Annotated in this window: 19 protein-coding genes and 2 riboswitches; of the genes, 9 read left to right on the top strand and 10 right to left on the bottom strand. The window is 67.3% G+C overall.

The window, feature by feature from the left end:
• Positions 1 to 6 precede the first annotated feature (6 nt).
• The 5 genes from ACXAJT_RS12360 to ACXAJT_RS12340 all read right to left on the bottom strand — a co-directional run bounded on the left by ACXAJT_RS12360 (position 7) and on the right by ACXAJT_RS12340 (position 5,206).
• The gene (locus ACXAJT_RS12360; protein WP_475235678.1) at positions 7 to 453 is read right to left on the bottom strand and encodes a MarR family winged helix-turn-helix transcriptional regulator; all 447 of its coding nucleotides are present in this window, start codon (positions 451 to 453) and stop codon (positions 7 to 9) included.
• A gap of 82 nt (positions 454 to 535) precedes the next feature.
• Positions 536 to 1,237, bottom strand: a complete 702-nt coding sequence (locus ACXAJT_RS12355; protein WP_475235676.1) for an ABC transporter ATP-binding protein — start codon at positions 1,235 to 1,237, stop codon at positions 536 to 538.
• Positions 1,230 to 2,000: an ABC transporter ATP-binding protein gene (locus tag ACXAJT_RS12350; protein ID WP_475235674.1), complete on the bottom strand. Its 771-nt coding sequence runs from the start codon at positions 1,998 to 2,000 to the stop codon at positions 1,230 to 1,232. Before ACXAJT_RS12350 ends, ACXAJT_RS12355 begins: the two co-directional genes overlap by 8 nt.
• Positions 1,997 to 3,856, bottom strand: a complete 1,860-nt coding sequence (locus ACXAJT_RS12345) for an ABC transporter permease (RefSeq protein WP_475235672.1) — start codon at positions 3,854 to 3,856, stop codon at positions 1,997 to 1,999. The genes ACXAJT_RS12350 and ACXAJT_RS12345 overlap by 4 nt, the downstream gene beginning before the upstream one ends.
• Before the next feature lie 135 nt (positions 3,857 to 3,991).
• Positions 3,992 to 5,206, bottom strand: a complete 1,215-nt coding sequence (locus ACXAJT_RS12340) for an ABC transporter substrate-binding protein (RefSeq protein ID WP_475235670.1) — start codon at positions 5,204 to 5,206, stop codon at positions 3,992 to 3,994.
• 276 nt (positions 5,207 to 5,482) lie between these two features.
• On the opposite strand from ACXAJT_RS12340, the gene fabD reads away from it, so the two are divergent.
• The 4 genes from fabD (at position 5,483) to thiE (ending at position 10,107) form a co-directional block, all read left to right on the top strand.
• Positions 5,483 to 6,418, top strand: coding sequence for an ACP S-malonyltransferase (gene fabD, locus ACXAJT_RS12335; RefSeq protein ID WP_475235669.1), 936 nt, complete (start codon positions 5,483 to 5,485; stop codon positions 6,416 to 6,418).
• A 210-nt stretch (positions 6,419 to 6,628) separates the two neighbouring features.
• A riboswitch (TPP riboswitch) is annotated at positions 6,629 to 6,747 on the top strand.
• 128 nt (positions 6,748 to 6,875) lie between these two features.
• A complete protein-coding gene (gene thiC, locus ACXAJT_RS12330; protein WP_475235667.1) occupies positions 6,876 to 8,681 on the top strand; it encodes a phosphomethylpyrimidine synthase ThiC in 1,806 nt (601 codons plus the stop codon).
• Positions 8,678 to 9,481 carry a hydroxyethylthiazole kinase gene (gene thiM / locus ACXAJT_RS12325; RefSeq protein ID WP_475235666.1) on the top strand — a complete coding sequence of 268 codons (804 nt, stop codon included), beginning with the start codon at positions 8,678 to 8,680 and terminating at the stop codon, positions 9,479 to 9,481. The genes thiC and thiM overlap by 4 nt, the downstream gene beginning before the upstream one ends.
• On the top strand, positions 9,478 to 10,107 hold the full coding sequence (thiE, locus tag ACXAJT_RS12320; RefSeq protein WP_475235664.1) for a thiamine phosphate synthase: 630 nt from the start codon (positions 9,478 to 9,480) through the stop codon (positions 10,105 to 10,107). Before thiM ends, thiE begins: the two co-directional genes overlap by 4 nt.
• On the opposite strand, the gene thiD is transcribed toward thiE, so the two are convergent.
• The 3 genes from thiD to ACXAJT_RS12305 all read right to left on the bottom strand — a co-directional run bounded on the left by thiD (position 10,104) and on the right by ACXAJT_RS12305 (position 13,715).
• Positions 10,104 to 10,931, bottom strand: a complete 828-nt coding sequence (thiD, locus tag ACXAJT_RS12315) for a bifunctional hydroxymethylpyrimidine kinase/phosphomethylpyrimidine kinase (RefSeq protein WP_475235805.1) — start codon at positions 10,929 to 10,931, stop codon at positions 10,104 to 10,106. The two genes, thiE and thiD, sit on opposite strands and share 4 nt — an antisense overlap.
• A 42-nt stretch (positions 10,932 to 10,973) precedes the next feature.
• Positions 10,974 to 11,092, bottom strand: a riboswitch (TPP riboswitch).
• A 115-nt stretch (positions 11,093 to 11,207) separates the two neighbouring features.
• On the bottom strand, positions 11,208 to 12,266 hold the full coding sequence (locus ACXAJT_RS12310) for a dipeptidase (RefSeq protein WP_475235663.1): 1,059 nt from the start codon (positions 12,264 to 12,266) through the stop codon (positions 11,208 to 11,210).
• Between the two features lie 24 nt (positions 12,267 to 12,290).
• A complete protein-coding gene (locus ACXAJT_RS12305) occupies positions 12,291 to 13,715 on the bottom strand; it encodes a hypothetical protein (RefSeq protein ID WP_475235662.1) in 1,425 nt (474 codons plus the stop codon).
• A gap of 290 nt (positions 13,716 to 14,005) precedes the next feature.
• Between ACXAJT_RS12305 and phnC the strand changes: the two genes are divergently transcribed.
• From phnC to ACXAJT_RS12280, 5 genes are all read left to right on the top strand, one after another.
• The gene (phnC, locus tag ACXAJT_RS12300; protein ID WP_475235660.1) at positions 14,006 to 14,824 is read left to right on the top strand and encodes a phosphonate ABC transporter ATP-binding protein; all 819 of its coding nucleotides are present in this window, start codon (positions 14,006 to 14,008) and stop codon (positions 14,822 to 14,824) included.
• A gap of 49 nt (positions 14,825 to 14,873) precedes the next feature.
• On the top strand, positions 14,874 to 15,773 hold the full coding sequence (gene phnD / locus ACXAJT_RS12295) for a phosphonate ABC transporter substrate-binding protein (protein ID WP_475235658.1): 900 nt from the start codon (positions 14,874 to 14,876) through the stop codon (positions 15,771 to 15,773).
• Between the two features lie 130 nt (positions 15,774 to 15,903).
• Complete coding sequence (gene phnE / locus ACXAJT_RS12290) at positions 15,904 to 16,770, top strand: phosphonate ABC transporter, permease protein PhnE (RefSeq protein WP_475235656.1); 867 nt, start codon at positions 15,904 to 15,906, stop codon at positions 16,768 to 16,770.
• 1 nt (position 16,771) lies between these two features.
• Positions 16,772 to 18,082, top strand: a complete 1,311-nt coding sequence (gene phnE / locus ACXAJT_RS12285) for a phosphonate ABC transporter, permease protein PhnE (RefSeq protein WP_475235653.1) — start codon at positions 16,772 to 16,774, stop codon at positions 18,080 to 18,082.
• Positions 18,083 to 18,706, top strand: coding sequence for an LbetaH domain-containing protein (locus ACXAJT_RS12280; protein WP_475235651.1), 624 nt, complete (start codon positions 18,083 to 18,085; stop codon positions 18,704 to 18,706). It abuts the gene before it with no gap.
• Positions 18,707 to 18,910: 204 nt separating this feature from the next.
• On the opposite strand, the gene ACXAJT_RS12275 is transcribed toward ACXAJT_RS12280, so the two are convergent.
• Complete coding sequence (locus tag ACXAJT_RS12275; protein WP_475235650.1) at positions 18,911 to 20,092, bottom strand: alpha-D-ribose 1-methylphosphonate 5-triphosphate diphosphatase; 1,182 nt, start codon at positions 20,090 to 20,092, stop codon at positions 18,911 to 18,913.
• Positions 20,093 to 20,133: 41 nt separating this feature from the next.
• Complete coding sequence (gene phnF / locus ACXAJT_RS12270; protein ID WP_475235648.1) at positions 20,134 to 20,904, bottom strand: phosphonate metabolism transcriptional regulator PhnF; 771 nt, start codon at positions 20,902 to 20,904, stop codon at positions 20,134 to 20,136.
• Positions 20,905 to 20,963 lie beyond the last annotated feature (59 nt).

The raw sequence follows: 20,963 nt of genomic DNA, 5'->3' as shown, positions 1-20,963 counted from the left end.
CGGGCCTCAGACCAACTTCTGCAGCAGGCGGATCAAGGTCTGACGCTCGCGCGCCCGCAGCGGAGAGAGGGTTTCAGCAGCGACGTCGAGCGCCTTGCTGACGGTGGTTTCGACAAGCGCCTGTCCTTCGGCGGTGAGCGAGACCAGATGGCGCCGTTTGTCAGCCGGGTCGCGCTCGCTGCGCAGGAGCCCGCGGGCACCCAGCCGGTCGACCACGCCCTTCGTCGTTGCGCCGTCCATTGCCACCGAGCGGCCGAGCAGGTTCTGCGACATCGGCCCGGCTTCGGCGAGGCGCTGCAATACCGAGAACTGCACCGGGGTCAGCGCGCCGCCGACCCTGTCGGAAAAGATCGTGCAGTTGCGCTGGTAGGCGCGGCGGAGCAGGAAGCCGACCTGATCGTCGAGGTGATAGCGCGGGGCGCCGGTGCGGTCGTTTTCGGGCGTGTAGGCCAAGGGGCAGGATCCTCCTTATCCTTCAGACCTAGGGTGCCCCTCGTGCAATCGCAACGGGAACTGGCGCTACATGGCGTCACGCCTAGACCGAAAGATAGGCGTCGCGGATTTCCGGCTGTTTTTCGAGCGTTTCGAAACTGCCGTCGAACTTCTTCTGGCCGCTCTCGATGATGATCGCGCGATCCGCGACGGCGCGGGCAAAATGCAGGTTCTGCTCGGAGATGAGCACCGTCAGCCCTTCGGACTTCAGTTGCAGGATGCTGCGCGCCATCTGTTCGACGATGACCGGAGCGATGCCTTCGGAGGGCTCGTCGAGCAGCAGCAGTGCGGGGTTTCCCATCAGTGTGCGGGCGATGGTCAGCATCTGCTGCTCGCCGCCGGACATCTGTTTTCCGCGGTTGGCGCGGCGCTCCGCTAGGTTGGGGAAGAGCTCGAACAGTTGCGGGACGGTCCACTGCGGCGCTCCCTCGCGGCGCGGCTGGCGCCCGACCTCGAGGTTTTCCAGCACCGTCAGATCGCTGAAAACGCGGCGATCCTCGGGCACGTAGCCGATCCCCGCCTTGGCGACCCGATAGGCGGGCAGGCCGATCAGATCGCGCCCCTCGAACCGCACCGCGCCGCTGCGCGGGCGCAGCAGCTGCATGATCGATTTCATCGTGGTGGACTTGCCAGCGCCATTGCGCCCAAGCAGGGCGACGACCTCGCCGCGCCCGACCTCGAAGCTCAGCCCGTCGAGGATATGCGCCTTGCCGTAATAGCTGTGGACACTGTCGAGCTTAAGCATGTTTGCCTTCCGCAAAGAGGGTTCCGCCGCCGAGGTAGACCTCCTGCACCTTGGGATCGTTGCGCACCGCTTCGCTATCGCCATCGGCGATCAGGCGACCGCGGTTCAGCACCATGATATGATGCGCATGGGCAAAGACCACATCCATGTCGTGCTCGGTGAAGAGCACCGAGAGCCCCTCGCGCCGAACGATATCCGCCACCAGTTGCATCAGGGCAATGCGCGCCGAGGGCGCCATGCCCGCGGTCGGCTCGTCCATCAGCAGCAGCCGTGGGCGATGGCACAGCGCGATCGCCAGTTCCAGCCGCTTCAGATCACCGTAGGCCAGCACCGAGCAGGGCCGGTCGGCCTGATCCTGCAGCGACACCGTGCGCAAAAACGCCATCGCTTCGTCGCGGTAGAGCGTCCACGCCCGGCGCCCGAAGGAAAAGATGCGACGGTGGTGGCTGATGAGCGCCATCTGCACGTTTTCGATCACGCTCATCGAACGGTAGGTGCCGGTGATCTGGAAGGTGCGCCCGACGCCCATGCGCCAGATCTCGCGCGGTGGTTTGGCGGTGATCCTTGCGCCGTTGAGGAACACCTCGCCGGCGGTCGGCTTCAACTGCCCGGTGAGCATATTGAAACAGGTGGACTTGCCCGCTCCGTTGGGGCCGATGAGTGCCTTCAGCTCACCTTGCCGCACGGCAAACGACACGCCATCGACGGCGAGAAACCCGTCATAGCTCTTGCGCAGGCCGTCGGCGCGCAGGATCTCGGTCATCGCGTTGCCTCCTTATCGGTGCGGCGCAGCCGTCCGGTCACGCGACGCAGCGTGCCGACGATGCCCTCTGGCATGAGGATCACCACGGCGATGATCACCAGCCCGAGCACCAGCCGCCAGTACTCCAGCCGGGTCAGCCAATGCTCGACCGAGGTCATGAAGCTGGCGCCCACCACGCCGCCGGCCAGGGTCTTCACCCCGCCGAGGAAAACGACGATCAGCGCATCGAAGCTCTTGGCGATCTCCAGTTCGGTGGGAAAGACCGAGCCTTTGGAAAAAACGAAAATCCCCCCCGCAAGACCGGCCATCATGCCCGCCAGCGCAAAGGCCACCAATTGCACGCGCTTGACGTCGATGCCCATCGCCTCGGCCTGCCGCGGGCTGTCGCGTCCGGCGCGCAGCGCATAGCCAAAGGGCGCGTGGATGATATGGCGCAGTGTCAGAATGCCGCCGACGCCAAGGATCAGGGTGAAGTAATAATAGGGCACGGTGGCGTTCAGCCAGTCGGCGGGCCAGATGTTGATCAGCCCGTCATCGCCGCGCGTCACGCTGCGCCACTGGAATGCAAGGCTCCAGACCAACTGGCTGAAGGCGAGCGTCAGCATGGCGAAATAGACCCCCGAGAGCCGGATGCAGAACCAGCCGATTGCCAGCGCCAGAAGCCCGGCGGCGAGCGGCGCGAAGAGAAAGGCCAGTTCCATCGGCGTGCCGGTATGAAACACCAGCAACGCCGCCGCGTAGGCGCCGCCGCCAAAGAAGGCGGCGTGGCCGAAGCTGATCAGCCCGCCGCTGCCAAGGATGAAATGCAGGCTTGCCGCGAAAAGGGCGAACACGACGATGTCGATCACCAGAACCATCAGGAACTGGTCGGCAAAGAGCGGCAGCAGCGCAAGCGCCGCCAGCAGCGCCGCGGTCAGCCCGATGCCCTTGGCGCCATACGGGCGGATGGGCGTTTCCGGCGCGCCGACCTGCCCGTGCTCGCCCGCCACTTCCTCGCGGCCAAGCAGGCCGTAGGGGCGGATGATCAGCACCACGGCCATGACGACGAACATCAGTACCAGCGTCGATTGCGGCAGGTAGGTCACGCCGAACGCGTTGAGCACCGAGATCAGCACCGCGGCGATGAAGGCGCCGGGCAGGCTGCCCATGCCGCCGATCACCACCACCACGAAGACCGCGCCGATGATGTTGAAATCCATCAGCAGATCGGCGCCGCCCTTGGGCAGTTGCAGCGCGCCGCCCCAGCCCGCCAGCGCCGAGCCGAGCGCAAAGACCCCGGTGAACAGCCACGCCTGATTGACGCCCAAAGCGCCGACCATCTCGCGGTCCTGCGTCGCCGCGCGCACGAGGGTGCCAAGCCGGGTGCGGGTGATCAGATACCAAAGGGCGAAGAGGATCACCGGGGTGATGGCGATGAGCACGATGTCATACTTCGGCACCGGCTCGCCAAAAATGCGCCAGACGCCGCGCAGTCCGGGCGCGCGGGGCCCGAGCCGGTCCTCGGCGCCCCAGATCATCAGCGCCAGATCCTGAATGACGAGGATCACCCCGAAGGTGGCAACCAGTTGGAAGAGCTCCGGCGCGTGGTAGATGCGGCGCAGCACGGTGATCTCGATCAGCGCGCCGATCAGCCCCACCGCCAGCCCGGTCAGCACGATGGCCCCCCAGAATCCGACATGTCCGGGCAGAAGCTCCATCAACGTGACCCCGATGAAGGCCCCGAGCATGTAGAACGAGCCATGCGCGAAATTGACGATCCGGGTGACGCCGAAGATCAGCGACAGCCCCGAAGCGACAAGAAACAGCGCCGCGGCATTGGCAAGACCGGTCAGGAACAGGGCGAAGAAGAAGGCCATGGTGCAAGAGACTCGGAGAGGGAACCGGGGAGGGGCGCTGCCGCTCTTGGCCGCAGGGCCGTCACCCCGGAGCGTTTGGGGAAGGGTGTTTTGGGGAAAGATGAAAGCGGGCGCCTTCGCCCGCTTCCCGCTGTCTCACTCGGCAGGGCGCATCTCGCGGATCTCGTCGTCCGAAGGCATGTAGGCGCCGGGCTCTTTATACGACCAGTCGACCATGACGCCTTCTCCGGCCTCGTTCAGTGCTGTGGTGCCGACGAAGGCACCCAGCGTCGATTGGTTGTCGATCTCGCGGTAGTGCAGCGGGCCGACGGGGGTGTCGGGAATGTCGAGCCCCTCGAAGGCGGCGCGGATCGCCTCGGTCTCGGTGCTGCCAGCCTTTTCAATCGCTGCGGCGACCGACAGCGCGGTGAGGTAGCCGACGTTGCTGCCGTTCTTCGGGGTCTCGCCGAACATCTCCTCGTAGGCGGCGACAAAGGCACCGCCGGGCGTGTCCGCGGCAAAATCATACCAAGGGTAGCCGGTGACGAACCAGCCCTCGGGCGCCTCGTCGCCGAGTGGCTCGAAGTACTCCGGCTCGCCGGTCAGCAGACCGTAGACATCCCGCCCGTCGAACAGGCCGCGGTCGCCGCCCTGACGCACGAATTTGGCGAGGTCGGTGCCGAAGGTGACATTGTAGATTGCATCGGGCTTGGCGCGTTCCAGCGCCTGAGCCTCCGCCCCGGCGTCGATGTTGAACAGCGCCGGCCATTGTTCTGCGACGAACTCGACCTCTGGCTTCAGGCGCTTGAGGTTGGCTTTGAAGGCCTCCACCGCCTCGGTGCCATAGGCGTAGTTCGGGGCGATGGTGGCGTATCGAATGGCATCGGTGGTCGCGGCCTGCTCGGCCAGCATCGCCGCCTGCACCCATGTCGAGGTGCGCAGGCGGAAGGTGTAGGGGTTGCCCGAGGCCCAGACCAGCGTGTCGGCCAGAGGCTCGGAGGCAAGATAGACATAGCGCTTTTCGGCGGCGTAGGAACTGAGCGCGAGGCCGACGTTGCTGAGGATCGTGCCGGTGAGCATCACCGCGCCATCACGGGTCATCAGTTCCTCGGCGATGCGCACCGCCTCGGCCGGATCGCCCTGATCGTCACGGAAGATAAACTCCAGCGGACGGCCCAGCACGCCGCCTGCGGCGTTGATCTCGCTCTGCGCCAGTTCGATGCCCTTGCGGTAGGGCTCGGCGAAGGCGGCGAGGCGCTTGTAGTGGTTGATGTCGCCGATCCTGACCGGTGTCTCCTGTGCTAGCACGGCCGCCGGGGCCAGCGTCAGGGCGGCGGCGGCTGCCAGAACGGTGCGTCGAAGCAGGGTCATGTCCATGTCTCTCCTGTTGGGGGCGCGGCTCGGGGCGGGGCGCTTTGCCCCTCTTACGCCGGAATATGCCGTCTTACCAAGGTGCCGTGACGCAGTTTTCGGTCGGCGGCCAGCAGAGGGGGCGCTGCCCCCGCCGCGCGGGGCGCGGCTCCCCCGGCGTATTTGCCAAGAGAAGAAGACCGCTGGCGTCATCGTTGGGGGCGTTGCGCGGGCTGTCGCTTGGCGCTAGGACTGCGCGCCAAACGCACGCACGCGCGAGCCTTAGGAGAGACGATCATGACGCGAGCTTTCATCTTCCCCGGTCAGGGGGCGCAGACCATCGGCATGGGCAAGGCGCTGGCCGAGGCATATCCGGCGGCGAAAGCCGTGTTCGACGAGGTGGATGCGGCGTTGGGCGAGAGCCTTTCGGCGCTGATCTGGGACGGTGACATCGAAACGCTCACGCTCACCGAAAACGCCCAGCCGGCGCTGATGGCGACTTCGCTGGCGGCGATGCGCGCGCTCGAGGCGGAGGGCATCGAGATCACCGCCGCGGGCTATGTCGCCGGTCACTCGTTGGGCGAGTACTCGGCGCTGACCGCCGCCGGAGCGCTGAGCGTCGGCGATGCCGCCAAGCTTCTGCGCACCCGCGGCAAGGCCATGCAGCAGGCGGTGCCGGTGGGCGAGGGGGCGATGGCCGCCCTGTTGGGGCTCGATCTGGCCACCGCCCGCGCCGTCGCCGACGAGGCCGCGCAGGGCGAAGTCTGCGCCGCGGCCAATGACAACGACCCGTCGCAGGTGGTGATCTCGGGCAACAAGGCCGCGGTCGAACGGGCGGTGGATATCGCCAAGGAAAAAGGCGCCAAGCGCGCGCTGCTGCTGCCGGTGAGCGCGCCGTTCCACTGCGCGCTGATGGCCCCCGCCGCCGAGGTCATGGCCGAGGCGCTGGAGCAGGTGGAAATCACCGCTCCGAGCGTGCCGCTGGTGGCCAATGTGGTCGCCGAGGCGGTGACCGATCCCGCCCGCATCCGCGCGCTGCTGGTCGAGCAGGTCACCGGCTCGGTGCGCTGGCGCGAGTCGGTGGACTACATGGCCGCGCAGGGCGTCACCGAATTTTGGGAGATCGGCGCGGGCAAGGCGCTGTCGGGCATGGTGAAACGCATCCACCGTCCGGCCACGCTGCGCAACGTCGGCGCGCCGGATGACGTGAAGGCCGCGCTCGAAGCGGTCTGAGGCGCGCCTCAACTCTGCCAAGAGAAAACAGGGGGCGGTGCCATGTGGCGCCGCCCTTCTTGCATTCCGGGCGTGTGCATTCTGGTCGTATGCATTCTGGGCGTGGCATTGTCTTCATCTTTCCAAAAATACTCAACAACGCAGTGCCGCCCGCGCGCCGCTGGGCAGAGACCCTACCTTGACGCCCCGCCCGACTCGCCGCAGGGTGGCGCCACTCACCCGGGGGGTCCCGACAAGGGGCTGAGATTCTGCTGGCGTCCGCGCAGCGCAGTGACCCGACGAACCTGATCCAGTTCATACTGGCGTAGGGATGGTGCACTGGCGTTGCCGGGGGCTCTGTGCCCCGGACCATGCGGATAGGAAAAGCGGGGCACACCCGCGCCTTGGCCGCAGCGATGTCACCCCATTCACGCACGGAACTGGGTCTCCACCGCTTTGAGCTTGGAGGCTCCGACCGATGAAAGACCTCACTCCCACCGTCACATGCGGGCCGCTGCCCGCCTCTCGCCGCGTCTGGCACAAGGGCGAGCAGCATCCGCAGATCCGCGTGCCCATGCGCGAGATCGACCTGCACCCTTCGGCTGGCGAGCCGCCGGTCACCGTCTACGACAGCTCCGGCCCCTACACCGATCCCGCCGCCGAGATCGCCATCGACCGCGGTCTGCCGCGGCTGCGCGAAGAGTGGATCGTCGCCCGCGCCGATACCGAGAGCTACGACGGCCGCCATGTGAAGCCCGAAGACAACGGCTTTGCCGAAGGCGCCCGCGCCGTGCCCGAGTTTCCCGTCCGCCACGCGCCGCGCCGGGGCAGGGATGGCAAACCGGTCACCCAGATGGCCTATGCGCGCGCCGGCATCGTCACGCCGGAGATGGAGTATGTCGCCATCCGCGAAAACCTCGGGCGCAAGGCGGCCAAGGCGCAGCTGGTGCGCGATGGCCACGATTGGGGCGCGTCGATCCCAGACCACGTGACGCCCGAGTTCGTGCGCGACGAGATCGCCCGCGGCCGCGCCATCATCCCGGCCAACATCAACCATCCCGAGCTTGAGCCGATGGCCATCGGCCGCAACTTTCTGGTGAAGATCAACGCCAATATCGGCAACTCGGCGGTGACCTCCTCGATGGCGGAGGAGGTGGAGAAGATGGTCTGGGCGACGCGCTGGGGCGCGGACACGGTGATGGACCTGTCGACCGGGCGCAACATCCACAACATCCGCGACTGGATCCTGCGCAACAGCCCGGTGCCGATCGGCACGGTGCCGCTCTATCAGGCGCTGGAAAAGGTCGGTGGCATCGCCGAGGACCTGACATGGGAAGTGTTCCGCGACACGCTGATCGAGCAGGCCGAGCAGGGGGTGGATTACTTCACCATCCATGCCGGCGTGCGTCTGCATATGATCCCGATGACGGTGAACCGGGTGACCGGGATCGTCAGCCGGGGCGGCTCGATCATGGCCAAGTGGTGCCTGCACCACCACCGCGAGAGCTTCCTCTACGAGCATTTCGAGGAGATCTGCGAGATCGCGCGCGCCTATGACGTGTCGTTCTCGCTGGGCGATGGCCTGCGCCCCGGCTCCATCGCCGACGCCAACGATCAGGCGCAGTTCGCCGAACTGGAGACGCTGGGCGAGTTGACGCAGATCGCTTGGAAGCACGAGTGCCAGGTGATGATCGAGGGGCCGGGCCATGTGGCAATGCACAAGATCAAGGCCAATATGGACAAGCAGCTCGAGACCTGCGGCGAGGCGCCGTTCTACACGCTTGGGCCGCTCACCACGGATATCGCGCCGGGCTATGATCACATCACCAGTGGCATCGGGGCTGCGATGATCGGTTGGTTCGGCACGGCCATGCTGTGCTACGTGACGCCCAAGGAGCACCTCGGCCTGCCGGACCGCGACGACGTGAAAACCGGGGTGATCACCTACAAGATCGCCGCCCATGCCGCCGATCTCGCCAAGGGCCACCCGGCGGCGCAGATCCGCGACGATGCGCTGTCGCGCGCGCGGTTCGAGTTCCGCTGGGAGGATCAGTTCAATCTCGCGCTCGACCCCGACACGGCGCGGTCCATGCATGACGAGACCCTGCCCAAGGAGGCGCATAAGGTGGCGCATTTCTGTTCCATGTGCGGGCCGAAGTTCTGCTCCATGCGGATCAGCCACGACATCCGCGCCGAGGCCCAGAAAGAGGGCATGGCGAAGATGGCCGAGAAATTCCGCGAAGGGGGCGAGCTTTACCTGCCGCTGAAGGAGGACGAGGCATGACATCCGGTCTCTTGCTCAAGGACCTGCGCCAGACCAATCCGCTGGTGCAATGCATCACCAATTACGTGGCGATGAACATCGCCGCGAACGTGCTGCTGGCGGCGGGCGCCTCGCCGGCCATGGTCTCGGATGCAGAGGAGGCCGGCGAGTTTGCCGGCCTCGCGCACGCGCTGACGGTCAATATCGGCACGCTGTCGGGGCCCTTCGTGGACGGCATGCGTGCCGCCATCGCCGGGGCGCAGGCGGCGGGCACGCCTTGGGTGCTCGACCCGGTGGCCTGTCAGGCGACCGCGCTGCGACGGCGGGTCTCGGCAGAGCTGCTGGCGCTGAAGCCGACGGTGCTGCGCGGCAATGCCTCGGAGATCCTCTCGCTGGCCGGCGAAGCCAGCCGCGGGCAGGGCGTTGACGGGCGCGACGGGGTTGCCGCCGCCGAGGCCGCCGCCCGCATGCTGGCGCGGCAGACCGGCGGCGTGGTGGCGGTGACCGGCGAGACCGACTTCGTCACCGATGGCGCGCGGGCGGTGCGCATCGGCGGCGGCTCGCCTTGGATGCCGCTGAATACCGCGCTTGGCTGTGCGCTCACCGGGCTGTGCGGGGCCTACGTCGGGCTTGGCGGCGATCCCTTCGAGGCGGTCGTGGCGGGGCTGTCGCATTACGCTGTGGCGGGCAGCCAAGCGCATGAGGCGGCGACGGGGCCGGGCAGCTTCGCGCCGGTCTTCCTCGACGCGCTGCACGCGCTGACGCCCGAGGCGCTGGACGCCAACGCCGAGGTGACGGTGCTTGAGGTCGGGGCGGCATGAAACGCTTCGATCTCTCGGTCTATCTGGTGCTCGATCCCGGCCTTTGCGCCGGGATCGGCATGGTCGAGACGGCGCGGCTGGCGGCGCGAGGCGGGGCGACCATGGTGCAACTGCGCGACAAGGACGGGGGCACCGCGCGGATGATCGAGACCGGCAGGGCGCTGAAGGCGGCACTGGCGGGCTCGGGCGCGCTGCTGATCGTCAATGACGACGTGGAGGCGGCGCGGGTGATCGGTGCCGATGGGCTGCACGTCGGGCAGGGCGACATGTCACCCGCCGAGGCGCGGGCCTTGGTCGGGCCGGAGATGCTGCTGGGGCTTTCGGTGGAAAGCCCCGCTCTGGCAAGGGCGGTCGATCCCGCGCTGGTGGACTATGTGGGGGCGGGGCCGGTTTTTGCCACGCCCACCAAGCGCGACCACAAGCAGCCGGTGGGCTGGGAGGGGCTGGCTTCGCAGGTGGCGGCGAGCCCGGTGCCCGCCGTGGCCATCGGTGGGCTGAAAGCGCATCACGCGGCGCAGGCCAAAGCGGCTGGCGCGCAAGGCTTGGCCGTTGTCTCGGCGATTTGCGGTCAGCCCGAGCCAGAGGCGGCGGCGCAGGACATCACCCGCGCCTGGGCCGCGGCCTAGCCCCACATGGCGTGAAAATGGTGCAGCGGCCCGTGGCCGCCGCCCACCTCCAGCTGGTCTGAGGCTGCGAGCGCGCGCTGCAGGTAGCGCTTCGCCTCGGCCACCGCGTCTGGCAGCGCCATGCGCGGCAACAGCGCCGCGATCGCCGCCGACAGCGTGCAGCCGGTGCCGTGGTCGTTCTTGGTGGCAATGCGCGGCGCGCTGTAGCTGCGGGTGGCGCCCTGCCACCACAGCAGGTCGGTGCTCTCGGGGCTGCCCGACAGGTGCCCGCCCTTGAGCAGCACCGCCTCGGGCCCCATGGCGGAGAGCGCGGGCAGTTCCGCGGCCATCTCCTCGGCGGTCCAGTCGTCGCCGTGCTCGAGCAGAACAGCGGCCTCGGGCAGATTGGGGGTGATCAGCGTTGCCAGCGGCACCAGATCCTCGCGCAGCGCCGCCACCGCCTCCGGGTCGAGCAGCGCGTCGCCGCTCTTGGCCACCATCACCGGGTCAAAGACAATGTTTCGCGCGCCATGCGCCCGCAGCCGGTCGGCAACGGCGCGGATGATGCCGGGGTTGGCGACCATGCCGATCTTCACCGCATCCACCCGCACGTCGTCGAACACAGCGTCGATCTGCGCCGCGACGAACTCGGGCGACAGCGCCTCAAAGGCCCGCACGCCGCGGGTGTTCTGGGCCACCACGGCGGTGATGACGCTCATGCCGTAGGCGCGGTGGGCGGAGAAGGTCTTGAGATCGGCCTGAATGCCCGCGCCGCCCGAGGGATCGGTGCCGGCGATGGTCAGCACGTTGGGGATGCGCGCGGATGTGACGGGAGATTGGTCCATGGTGTTCAAGGGTTCGGCCTCCAAAATGAGGCCGGCGAGGGCATGCGGTCGCTCCACCTGTCCCTTCGCCGGCATGACCCGGATCAGGTTCAAAGGGTCACTGCGCCGCGAAGATGCCAGCAGTATCTCAGCCCCTTGCCGGGACCCCCCTAGGTGCGAGGGATCTTAGCAGATGAAGGGACCGGTTAAAGGGGTAAGGTCTCGGAAAGCCGGGGGCGCTGCCCCCGGACCCCCGGGATATTTGGGTCTAGACGAAGGCGCGGGGGCGTGGGGGGCTTATTCGCCCCAGGTCTTGCGCAGCACCCGCAGCCAGTTGCCGTAGCAGAGCTTTTCCATCAGCGCGGCGTCGAAGCCATGGGCGGTCATGGCATCGCGCAGGTTGGGCAGGCCGGCGATGTCGGTGATGCCTTCGGGCACCGTGGCGCCGTCGAAATCCGAGCCGAAGCCGACGCGGTCTTCGCCCAGCGTCTCGATCAGATGGTCGACGTGGCGCAGCACGACGTCGAGGCTGCACGAAGGGTCCATCCGCCCGTCCGGGCGCAGGAAGGCCGAGGCGAAGTTGACGCCGACCATGCCGTCGCTTTCAGCGATCATCGCAAGCTGCCGGTCGGTCAGATTGCGCGCGTGCGGGGTGACCGCATGGGCGTTGGAATGGGTGGCGACCAGCGGCGCCTCGCTGAGCGCGGCGACGTCATCCACCCCCTTTTCGTTGAGGTGCGACAGATCGATCATGATCTTCAGCTCGCAGCATTCCTTGACCAGCCGCTTGCCCGCTTCGGTCAGCCCCTCGCCGGTGTCGGGGGTGGAGGGGTAGCGGAAAGGCACCCCGTGGCCAAAGATCGTCGGGCGCGACCAGACCGGGCCCAGCGAGCGCAGGCCGCGGGCGTGCAACTCGTGCAGTTCGGTTAGGTCCGGGCCGATCGCCTCGGCGCCTTCGAGGTGCAGAACCGCGGCCATCTTCGGGCCGGTCAATGCCGTCTCGATCTCGGTGGCGGTGGTGCAGGGGGTGATGGCGCCCGCCTTGGCCAGCGCCTCGAAGGCCTCGACGCCCTGCCATGTGGTCGCCAGCGCCTCGGCATGGGGGATCATCTGCGGCAGGGGCAGGTCGTATTGCGGCTGCGCCATGGCGTCCATGTCGTCGCCGGACTTCGAGGGGCTGGGCACGAAGACCGCGAAGAAGCCGCCGCCGAACCCGCCCGTGCGGGCGCGCGGCAGGTCGATATGGCCGCTGGCCATGCCGTCCACCACATCCGCTGCGCTCACGGTCCCGCGCAGCAGGCGCAGCAGCAGGTCGTTGTGGCCGTCAAAGATGGGCGGGGTTTGGGCAAGGCTCATGGCGGAACTTTCGCGAGTTGGAGGTCAGAGGATGAAATAGCCGAGCGCAAGCACCCAGGCCGACAACAAGAGCAGCATGCAGATCATGTAGCTACCGTTCCAGCGCAGACCGACATGCCGCGCGCTGACGTTGCCGAAACTTCCCACCAGAAGCGTGGTGGCGGTGAAGGGCGAGCTGATGCCGCCCAAGGCCCAGCCGGCGGTGATCGACACCACGATGGCCTCGGGTGCTACGCCCAGATCGGAGGCGGCGGGCACCAGCGGTGCAATCAGCGTCACGGCGAGGATCGGGTTCATTCCCAACTGGCCGAGCAGCGGGATGATCCAGACGAAGCTGACCAGCACCAGCGCCGGGGGCAGGTCTTCGGGATGAAAGCCCGAGGCCTTGACCAGCGGTGCCAGCAGCGGCGCGCCAACGGTGCCGATGAACCCGGCCATCATCAGCAGCGTCACCTCGCCGCGATAGGCGGGCAGTTCCTTGAAGGCGAAGGCGCGGGCGCGCTGGCCCAGCGGTGCATTGCCCTCGCGCTTTTGCAGCACCGCCCATGCGGCGGCCATGCAGGGCACCACCAGCAGCACCAGCGCGATGATGCGCAGGCCGGTGAGGCTCTGCAGGAGCAGCACCGAGGTGACCAGCAGGGCAAGCAGGATCAGCAGCGGTGCCATCAGCGCCCAGCTGCCGTCTGGCTCGGCGCGCGGGGCGGGCGGATGCGACAGCTTGGGTTTGAAGATCGTATCGAGCGCCCAGCCGGTCAGGGTGATCAGCGCCGAGGTGCCGATCGCCGGCAGCACCACCGAGCCCCAGCTGGTGCCGGGGATCAGCGCGGTGGTGATCGCCACCGAGAACGACATGGGTGACCACGGCAGCGAGGCGACAAAGCCGCGCTGGATCGCAAGGAGCATGCGCCGGGTGCGGTGGTGGCGGATTTCCTCGTCGGGCTCGTCCGCCGCGGCGGCGGTGGCAAGGCTGCCGAGCAGCGCGATGGCGCCGTAGTTGAGCAGCAGAGCGAAGGCCTGCCCGCCGAGGGTCAGCGCGAGATAGCGTCGTCCCGGCGGCTGCAGTGCGAGGAAATTGCCTGCGGCGCGGATCGAACTGGCCTGCTGGGCAGCGCTGCGCAGCGTCGCCAGTGCGGCAAAGAAGGCGGCGATGAAAGCAGCCGAGTGAAAGGCGTTCAGCAGCACCTGCTGCCAGTCCGAAGCGCGCCAGACCAGCGCGAGGCTGAGCACGATCGCCAAAGCGACGAAGAACCGGCGCCCCGGCGCGACCTGCGACGCCAGCAGCCCGACCACCGCTGTCACGGCGGGGATGAGCCCCCAATCCAGACCGGGTGGTGCGATGTGCCATTCCGTGAGGATCACCAGACCGGTGATGAGGATCAACAGGCCGCCGATCAGCCGGTCGGTGAATTTTGGCGGGGAAGTAGGGGTCGTCGTTGCGCTCAGGGGCACGGGGCAGGGTCCAGTTTCGTGCGGGCTTTAGTCCGGACATAGACCACTGTTGCCAAGGGAGGGCAATGCCCCTGCGTCATCGCCGCCCGGCGAGTCTGCCGCGATGCCCGCGCGTTCGCCGCCAAATCATGCCTGTTTCAAGGGCAAAGCGCGGGTCACAAGGTCCGGATATGCCGGCGGTGCGGCGGCGTTAGAAAAGCTTCATCGAACCGACATGGAACCGATTCCGAAGCGTCACAGCCTCGATACCGTTCGGCGCGACACACCGCCCCGGACAGTCTGGGGGAAATATGCTCACCGTCGAGAACCTGACGAAGCGCTTCGGCGCGAATACCGCCGTGGACAACGCGAGCTTTACGGTCGACCGGCCCATGATGATCGGCATCATCGGGCGCTCGGGCGCTGGCAAATCGACCTTCCTGCGGATGATGAACCGTCTGACCGACGCCACCGAGGGCAAGCTGATCTTCGAAGGCCGCGACGTGTTGCAACTGAAGGGCGGAGACAAGCGCCTGTGGCAATCCGACTGCGCGATGATCTTCCAGCAGTTCAACCTCGTGCCGCGCATGGACGTGGTGTCGAACGTGCTGCACGGCACGCTGGCCAAGCGCGCGACGCTGGCCACGATGTTCAACCTCTACCCGCGCGAAGACGTGCACCGCGCGATCGACATTCTCGAGCGTCTGGGCATCGCCGGTCATGCCGCCAAACGCGCCGAGGCGCTTTCGGGGGGGCAGCAGCAGCGCGTCGCCATTGCGCGCGCCTTGATGCAGGACCCGAAGGTGGTGCTGGCCGACGAGCCCATCGCCTCGCTTGACCCGATGAACGCCCAACTGGTGATGGACGACCTACGCCGCATCCACGAGGAAGACGGCCGCATGGTGATCGCCAACCTGCACACGCTGGATACGGCGCGGCGCTACTGTGACCGGGTCATCGGCATGCGAGACGGGCGCATCGTCTTCGACGGCAGCCCGGCACAGCTGACCACCGGCGTGGCGCGCGACATCTACGGCGCCGGCGCCGATTTTTCGGAAAGCGCCACCTCCACCGAGATCCGCGACCCCGTGGCCGTGGCAGAAATTCGGGCTGCGGAAGTCGCGGTCTGACCACCCGGGCCCATCGGGACGGGCCCATTCCTTACATGAGGGACAGAAGATGAAGAAACTGATCGCAGCCGCTCTGGCCAGCACCGTGCTCGTGGGCGCCGCCCAGGCGCAGGAGATCTCCGAGTTCCGCCTCGGCATCCTCGGCGGCGAGAACGCCCAGGACCGTCTGGCCTCCAACCAGTGCTACGCCGAGAAGATCGCAGCGGCGCTTGGCGTCGAGGTGAAGATTTTTACCCCCGCCGACTACAACGGCGTGATGCAGGGCCTGCTGGGCGGCACCATCGACGCCGCATGGATGGGCGCCTCGTCCTACGCCGGCACCTATATCGCCGACCCCGAAGCGGTCGAGCCGGTACTGGTCAAGCAGAACCTCGACGGCTCCATCGGCTATTACTCGATCGGCTTTGCCCGCGCCGACAGCGGCGTGACCTCGCTGGACGATCTGGCCGGCAAGGAGTTCGGCTTCGGGGATCCGAACTCGACCTCGGGCTACCTGATCCCCTCGATCGAGATCGCCGACGCTGGCTACTCGATGGAGCCGGGCGATTACTTCTCCGATGTCGTCTTCACCGGCGGCCACGAGCAGACCATCGTCGCGGTCAACAACGGTGACGTCGACGCGGGCGTGACCTGGGCCGACGGTCAGGGCAACTGGGAAGACGGTTACAACTCGGGCGCGCTGCGCAAGGCTGTGGATGCGGGCCTCGTCGATATGAACGATCTCGTGCAGATCTGGCAGTCGAACGTCATCCCCGAAGGACCGTTCGTGATGCGCAAGGCGCTGCCGCAGTCGGTCAAGGACACCGTGACCGAGCTGACCGCCAACCTCTGGGAAGACGATGCCGATTGCGCCTATGGCGTGGCCGCCGGCGATGCCAAGGATTTCATCCCGGTGACCCACAAAGAGTACGAGTCGATCGTTTCGGCCCGCCGCTCGAAGATCAACTGATCGCCCAAGACCGAAGGGGCCCCGCCGATCCGCGGGGTCCCTTTTCGTTTCCCGGACCGCCGCCGCCAGAAAGCGCCGCCCCAGACGGGGGCAGGCCGGGCAGGGCGCGGGCCAGCCGCAGGACCGCCGCATGACACAGACCCCAGACGCCCCCCACGATCCGCGCGCCAATTACCTCGCGCTGATGGCCCGCAAACGCCTTTACGGTGGGATGACGCTCGCCATCTTCGCGCTGCTGATGGTCTCGGGCTTCACGCTGGCCGACAGCCGCAATGCCGGCGGTTTCTGGAGCGGCCTGCCGCAAATCTTCGATTTCCCGGCCGATGTGCTGCGCGACACGTTGCCCAAGCTCGACCGGCTTCCCGGCCATCTGGTCGACTACTTCCCGGCGCTGGTCGAGACGATCAATATCGCCGCCTGCTCGACGCTGATCGGTGCCGCGGCGGCGATGCTCTTGTCGCTGCTCTCGACCCGTGGGCTGGCGCGCTGGCCACGGCTCATCCCGGTCTTCCGCAGGCTGATGGACATCATGCGCGCGGTGCCCGAGATCGTCATCGCGCTGGTGCTGATCTTCGTGCTGGGCGGCGGGCCGGTGCCGGCGATGATCGCCATCGCCTTCCACACCGCCGGCGCGCTCGGCAAGCTGTTCTCAGAGGTCAATGAGAACGCCGATCTCAAGCCGGTCGAGGGGCTGTCGTCGGTGGGCGCAAGCTGGCTGCAGCGCATGTGGCTGGGTGTGGTGCCGCAGGTGGCGCCGAACTACTTCAGCTACGCGCTGCTGCGCTTCGAGATCAACATCCGCGCCTCGGCCATCCTCGGCTTCGTTGGCGCAGGCGGCATTGGCTACGAACTGCGCAACGCCATGGCCTGGGGGCAGGGGCGCTTCGATCAGGCTGCCGCCATCTTCATCCTGCTTTTCGCGACCATCGTCGTTTTCGATCAACTGTCGAGCCATGTGCGCAACGCCATGATCTCGTCCAAGAAAGGAGGCCTGTGAGATGGCCGACGCCGCGCTCTACGCCGCCGCCGACCGGCAGTTCTCCCGCAAGCGGCTGGTCTCTTTCGGCCTGCCCGTGGTGGTGCTCGCCTACCTCGTTTACATCTTCTTCGCCTTCGACATCGCAGGGCTTTCCGAGCGCGCGCGTTGGGACAACGCCCGCACGCTGCTGTCGGACGTCTGGAGCTACAAGACCCATGTCACCCGCGACAACCGCAACGGCGGTGTCGCGGTGGCGATCGAGGGCGAACGCAAGGGCGAATACCCCGAAGGCACAAGCCCCGACTGGGTGATCCCGCAGGCCGACGGCAGCACCCGTGTGCTGCTTGAGGGCGGGCAGGAAGTGCTCCTGCTGCCGGATAACGGGTTCCGCTGGGATGTGCCGGGTTACGGGCTGATCGAGGCGCGTCTGGATGGCCGCACGCTGGTCAGCAACCTGCCCGACGACGGGCTGCCCGACTGGATCTCGGCCTCCTCTTCGCGTCTTCAGATCAATGCCGAGGGCGCGCGCGTGGCGCTGACGCGCTCGAAGACCGAGCTGTTCCGCTATTTCCCCGGCTGGGAGCTGTTCTTCTTCACTCTCGACAGCCCCTACAATGGGCACGGGCTGGGCGACATTCTGTTCGGCGCACAGATCGATCCGGCGCGCGGCAATCTTGCGGGCGCGTGGCAGGATTTCTGGGGCAACGAGATGTGGCGCCACGCGGATGTGGCCTGGGCGCTGTTCGAGACTGTGCTGATGGCCTTTCTGGGCACTATGGGCGCGGCGATCGTGGCGCTGCCGCTGGCCTTCCTGTCGGCGAAGAACTTCGCGCCGCTGAGGGCCGTTCGCTTTGCCATGCGCCGGGTGTTTGACTTTCTGCGGGGGGTCGACGGGCTGATCTGGACCATCGTGCTTAGCCGTGCCTTCGGGCCCGGCCCGCTGACCGGGGCGCTGGCGATGCTGCTGACCGACACCGGCAGCTTCGGCAAGCTCTTCTCGGAGGCGCTGGAGAACGTGGATGGCAAGCAGATCGAGGGTCTTGCCTCGACCGGTGCCAAGCCGCTGCAGCGCTACCGCTTCGGGGTGATCCCGCAGATCGTTCCGGTGCTGATTTCTCAAATCCTCTACTATCTTGAATCCAACACCCGTTCGGCCACGATCATCGGTGCGATCACCGGTGGCGGCATCGGCCTGCTGCTGACGCAGGCGATGATCACCCAGAAGGATTGGGAAGAGGTGACCTATTACATCATCCTTATCGTGCTGATGGTCATGGCCATGGACAGCGCCTCGGGCTGGCTGCGCCGCAAGCTGATCAAGGGGCTCTGAATGGCACGCCTCGGCCTTGATCCGTTCATTCATCCCGAGTGCGAAATCACCGCCTCCGCGTTCGGCAGCTATGTCGAGATCGGGCGCGGCTCGCGGTTGAACCATGTGCAGATGGGGAACTACGCCTATTGCGACCGCTATGCCGACATCGCCAATTGCACGGTGGGCAAGTTCGCCAATATCGCCAGTTTCACCCGGATTGGTCCGACCGATCATCCGATGGGCAACGCGTCCTTGCATCACTTCTTGTATCGCTCGGGCGATTACTGGGATGACGCCGGGCGCGACGAGGCGTTCTTTACCGCCCGCCATGCGCGCCGCGCCCATATCGGCCATGACACATGGATCGGCCACGGCGCAGTCGTACGGCCGGAAGTGACGGTGGGAGATGGCGCGGTGGTGGCCTCTTCGGCGGTGGTGACCAAGGATGTGCCGCCCTACACGATCGTCGCGGGCGTGCCGGCGCAGCCGCTTCGGGCGCGCTATGCGCCGGACCTGGCCGACCGCATGATCGCGCTGGCGTGGTGGGATTGGCCGCATGAGGTGCTGCGCGCGCGGCTCGAGGATTTTCGGACCCTGTCTGCAGAGGCCTTCCTCGAGAAATACGCCGAGGGCCGCGTCTGACTAGAACGCCGCGATCAGGCGAAGATCCCCGTTCGCCGTGTCATCGATCTATGGGCGCCGCGGTTTGGCCGCCGGCCTTGGGTGGCCATTGGGGCGGCCCTTGCTGCATGGCCCGACTTTCATGGACCGACATGATGGGCCGACATGGGCTGAGAAGGGGCGGATCTGAAAAGCCGGGACCGCGCGGCGCGGATGCGGCCCGGCCTATTCCGCGGCGAGGCGGCGGCAGGGTAACGCCGCGACGAGGCGGGCGCCGGCCTCGCCTGCGAGATAGGTCAGGCGGCCACCGGTCACCGTCGCTTCGATGGTTCGGCTGCGGGCGTCGACCACCACGAAATCCGCCCGCTTGCCGTGGTCGAGCGTGCCACGGTCGGCCAGCCCCATGATCTCGGCGGGCGCGGTCGAGATCATCGCCCAAGCCTCGGGCAAGGATTTCAGCCCCTTGTCCACCAGCGTCCATGCCGCTTCGGAAAGGCAGGGGTAGTGATAGTCCGACACCAGCGCGTCGCACAGGCCCGCGGCGATCAGATGCCGGGCCGAGACATTGCCCGACTGGCTGCCGCCGCGCACCACGTTGGGCGCGCCCATGAGTACCGGATCGTTGCAGGCGCGGGCCAGTTTGGCGGCGCTGACCGTGGTGGGAAATTCGGCGATACGCGCCCCGATGAGCCGATAGTATTCGCGCGTCTCGCCGTCCGGGTCGTCGTGGCTGCCATAGCGGATGTCGTGGGCATCGAACTGCTCTGCCAGCGCGCAGAGGTGGCGCGGCACGTCGCGGCCAGAGGCGCGGGCGGCGCGCAGCATGGCGTGGAACTCCTCGGCGCTGCAGCCGGCGCGGGCGGCCCAATGCGCCAGCTTCATCGGCTCGCGCGCGGCGGTCTCCAGCGCCTCGGGCAGATGGTCGTTGAACACGACGTAGTCGACGCCGTAGCGCAGCACCGCAGCCAGCAGCCGCTCGCGCGTGCCGGGCAGATGGGTCTCGCAGCGGATTTGCAGACGCAGGTCGGTGTGGGCCTGTGGGCGGTAGGCCGCAAGCCCCGCCATCATCGCCTCGGCAAAATCCGGGCCGCGCATGCCGCCCTCCCAGCTCCAGCACTGCGCCAGCCATGCGGTGGTGATGCCGTGGCTCGCGGCCTCGCGGTCGGTGGAGCGCAGCGCCGCCGCGATCGGGAAGGTGGCGCTGGGACGGGGCGCCAGATGGCGCTCGAAACTGTCGCCATGCAGGTCGATGATGCCGGGCAGGATCAGATACCCGGAAAGGTCAACCTCCGGCAGCGGGCCCTTGGTGATCAACCCGTCTTCGATCACCAGCGAGCGGCGCTGCATGCGGCCGTCGCGAAGGAGGGTCGCCCCGGTAAGGCGCAAAGGTGGGAGAAGGGTCGTCATGCTGAGTACCCGCCGTGCCTGCTCTATGGTTTTCCGAGGAACTACCCTGAATCTATGTCACCGGCATGACGTGGGGTCGCGTCGTGGGCAGGGCCGCTGACATCGTCGTGACTGACGGTGAGCGCCACACGATCCCCGGCGAACCATGTGTGGCCTTGCTCGACCGGCATCCCATCGGGGCCAAGGTTCAGTGCCACCGAGCGCAACAGCGGCTCGCCTTCGCGCAGGTTGAGATGCCGCGCCTGTGTCGCCGTGGCGGCTTCGGCGGTGAGGCGGGTGCTGGCACGGGTGTAATCCCTGATGCCATGGCGGCGCAGCGCCTCGGTGACCGAGCGCGTCTCGCGCAGCGTCGTGTCGAGCCCGGGCAGGCGGGTGATCGGGAAGTAGGAAATGAAATGCGCCACAGGCGCACCGCCGGCGATCGAGATGCCCTCATGCACCAGCACCGGCGCGCTGTCTGGCAGCTGCAGCGCCTCGGCCTCTGCGGCGTCGGCGGGCCGGATCTCCAGACGCAGCGCGCGTCGGTCGGGCAGGCGACCCGAGGCGCGGACGTTCTGGCTGAAGCGGGTGCGCCCGCCAATCGGATAGTCGAGCGGCGCTGCCCGCACGAAAACGCCCGCGCCTCGACGCGAATGGGTGAGCCCATTTTCCGCCAGTGCGGAAAGCGCGTGGCGCACGGTATGGCGGTTGACCGCGAAACGCGCGGCCAGCTGCGCCTCGGTCGGCAGCTTGTCGCCCGCGCGGTAATGGCCACGGGCGATCTCGTTTTCAAGCGTTGTGGCGATGGATTGCCAGACGGGGGAGCGGGGCATGAAAGACCTCTGTCACCGAAACTTCACGTGCTGACCCCTTGCCCGACTCGGGGCTTCGT

It is taken from the genome of Salipiger sp. ABF4_146, from assembly GCF_056161345.1.
This window is presented reverse-complemented; position numbering and strand designations above follow the sequence as displayed.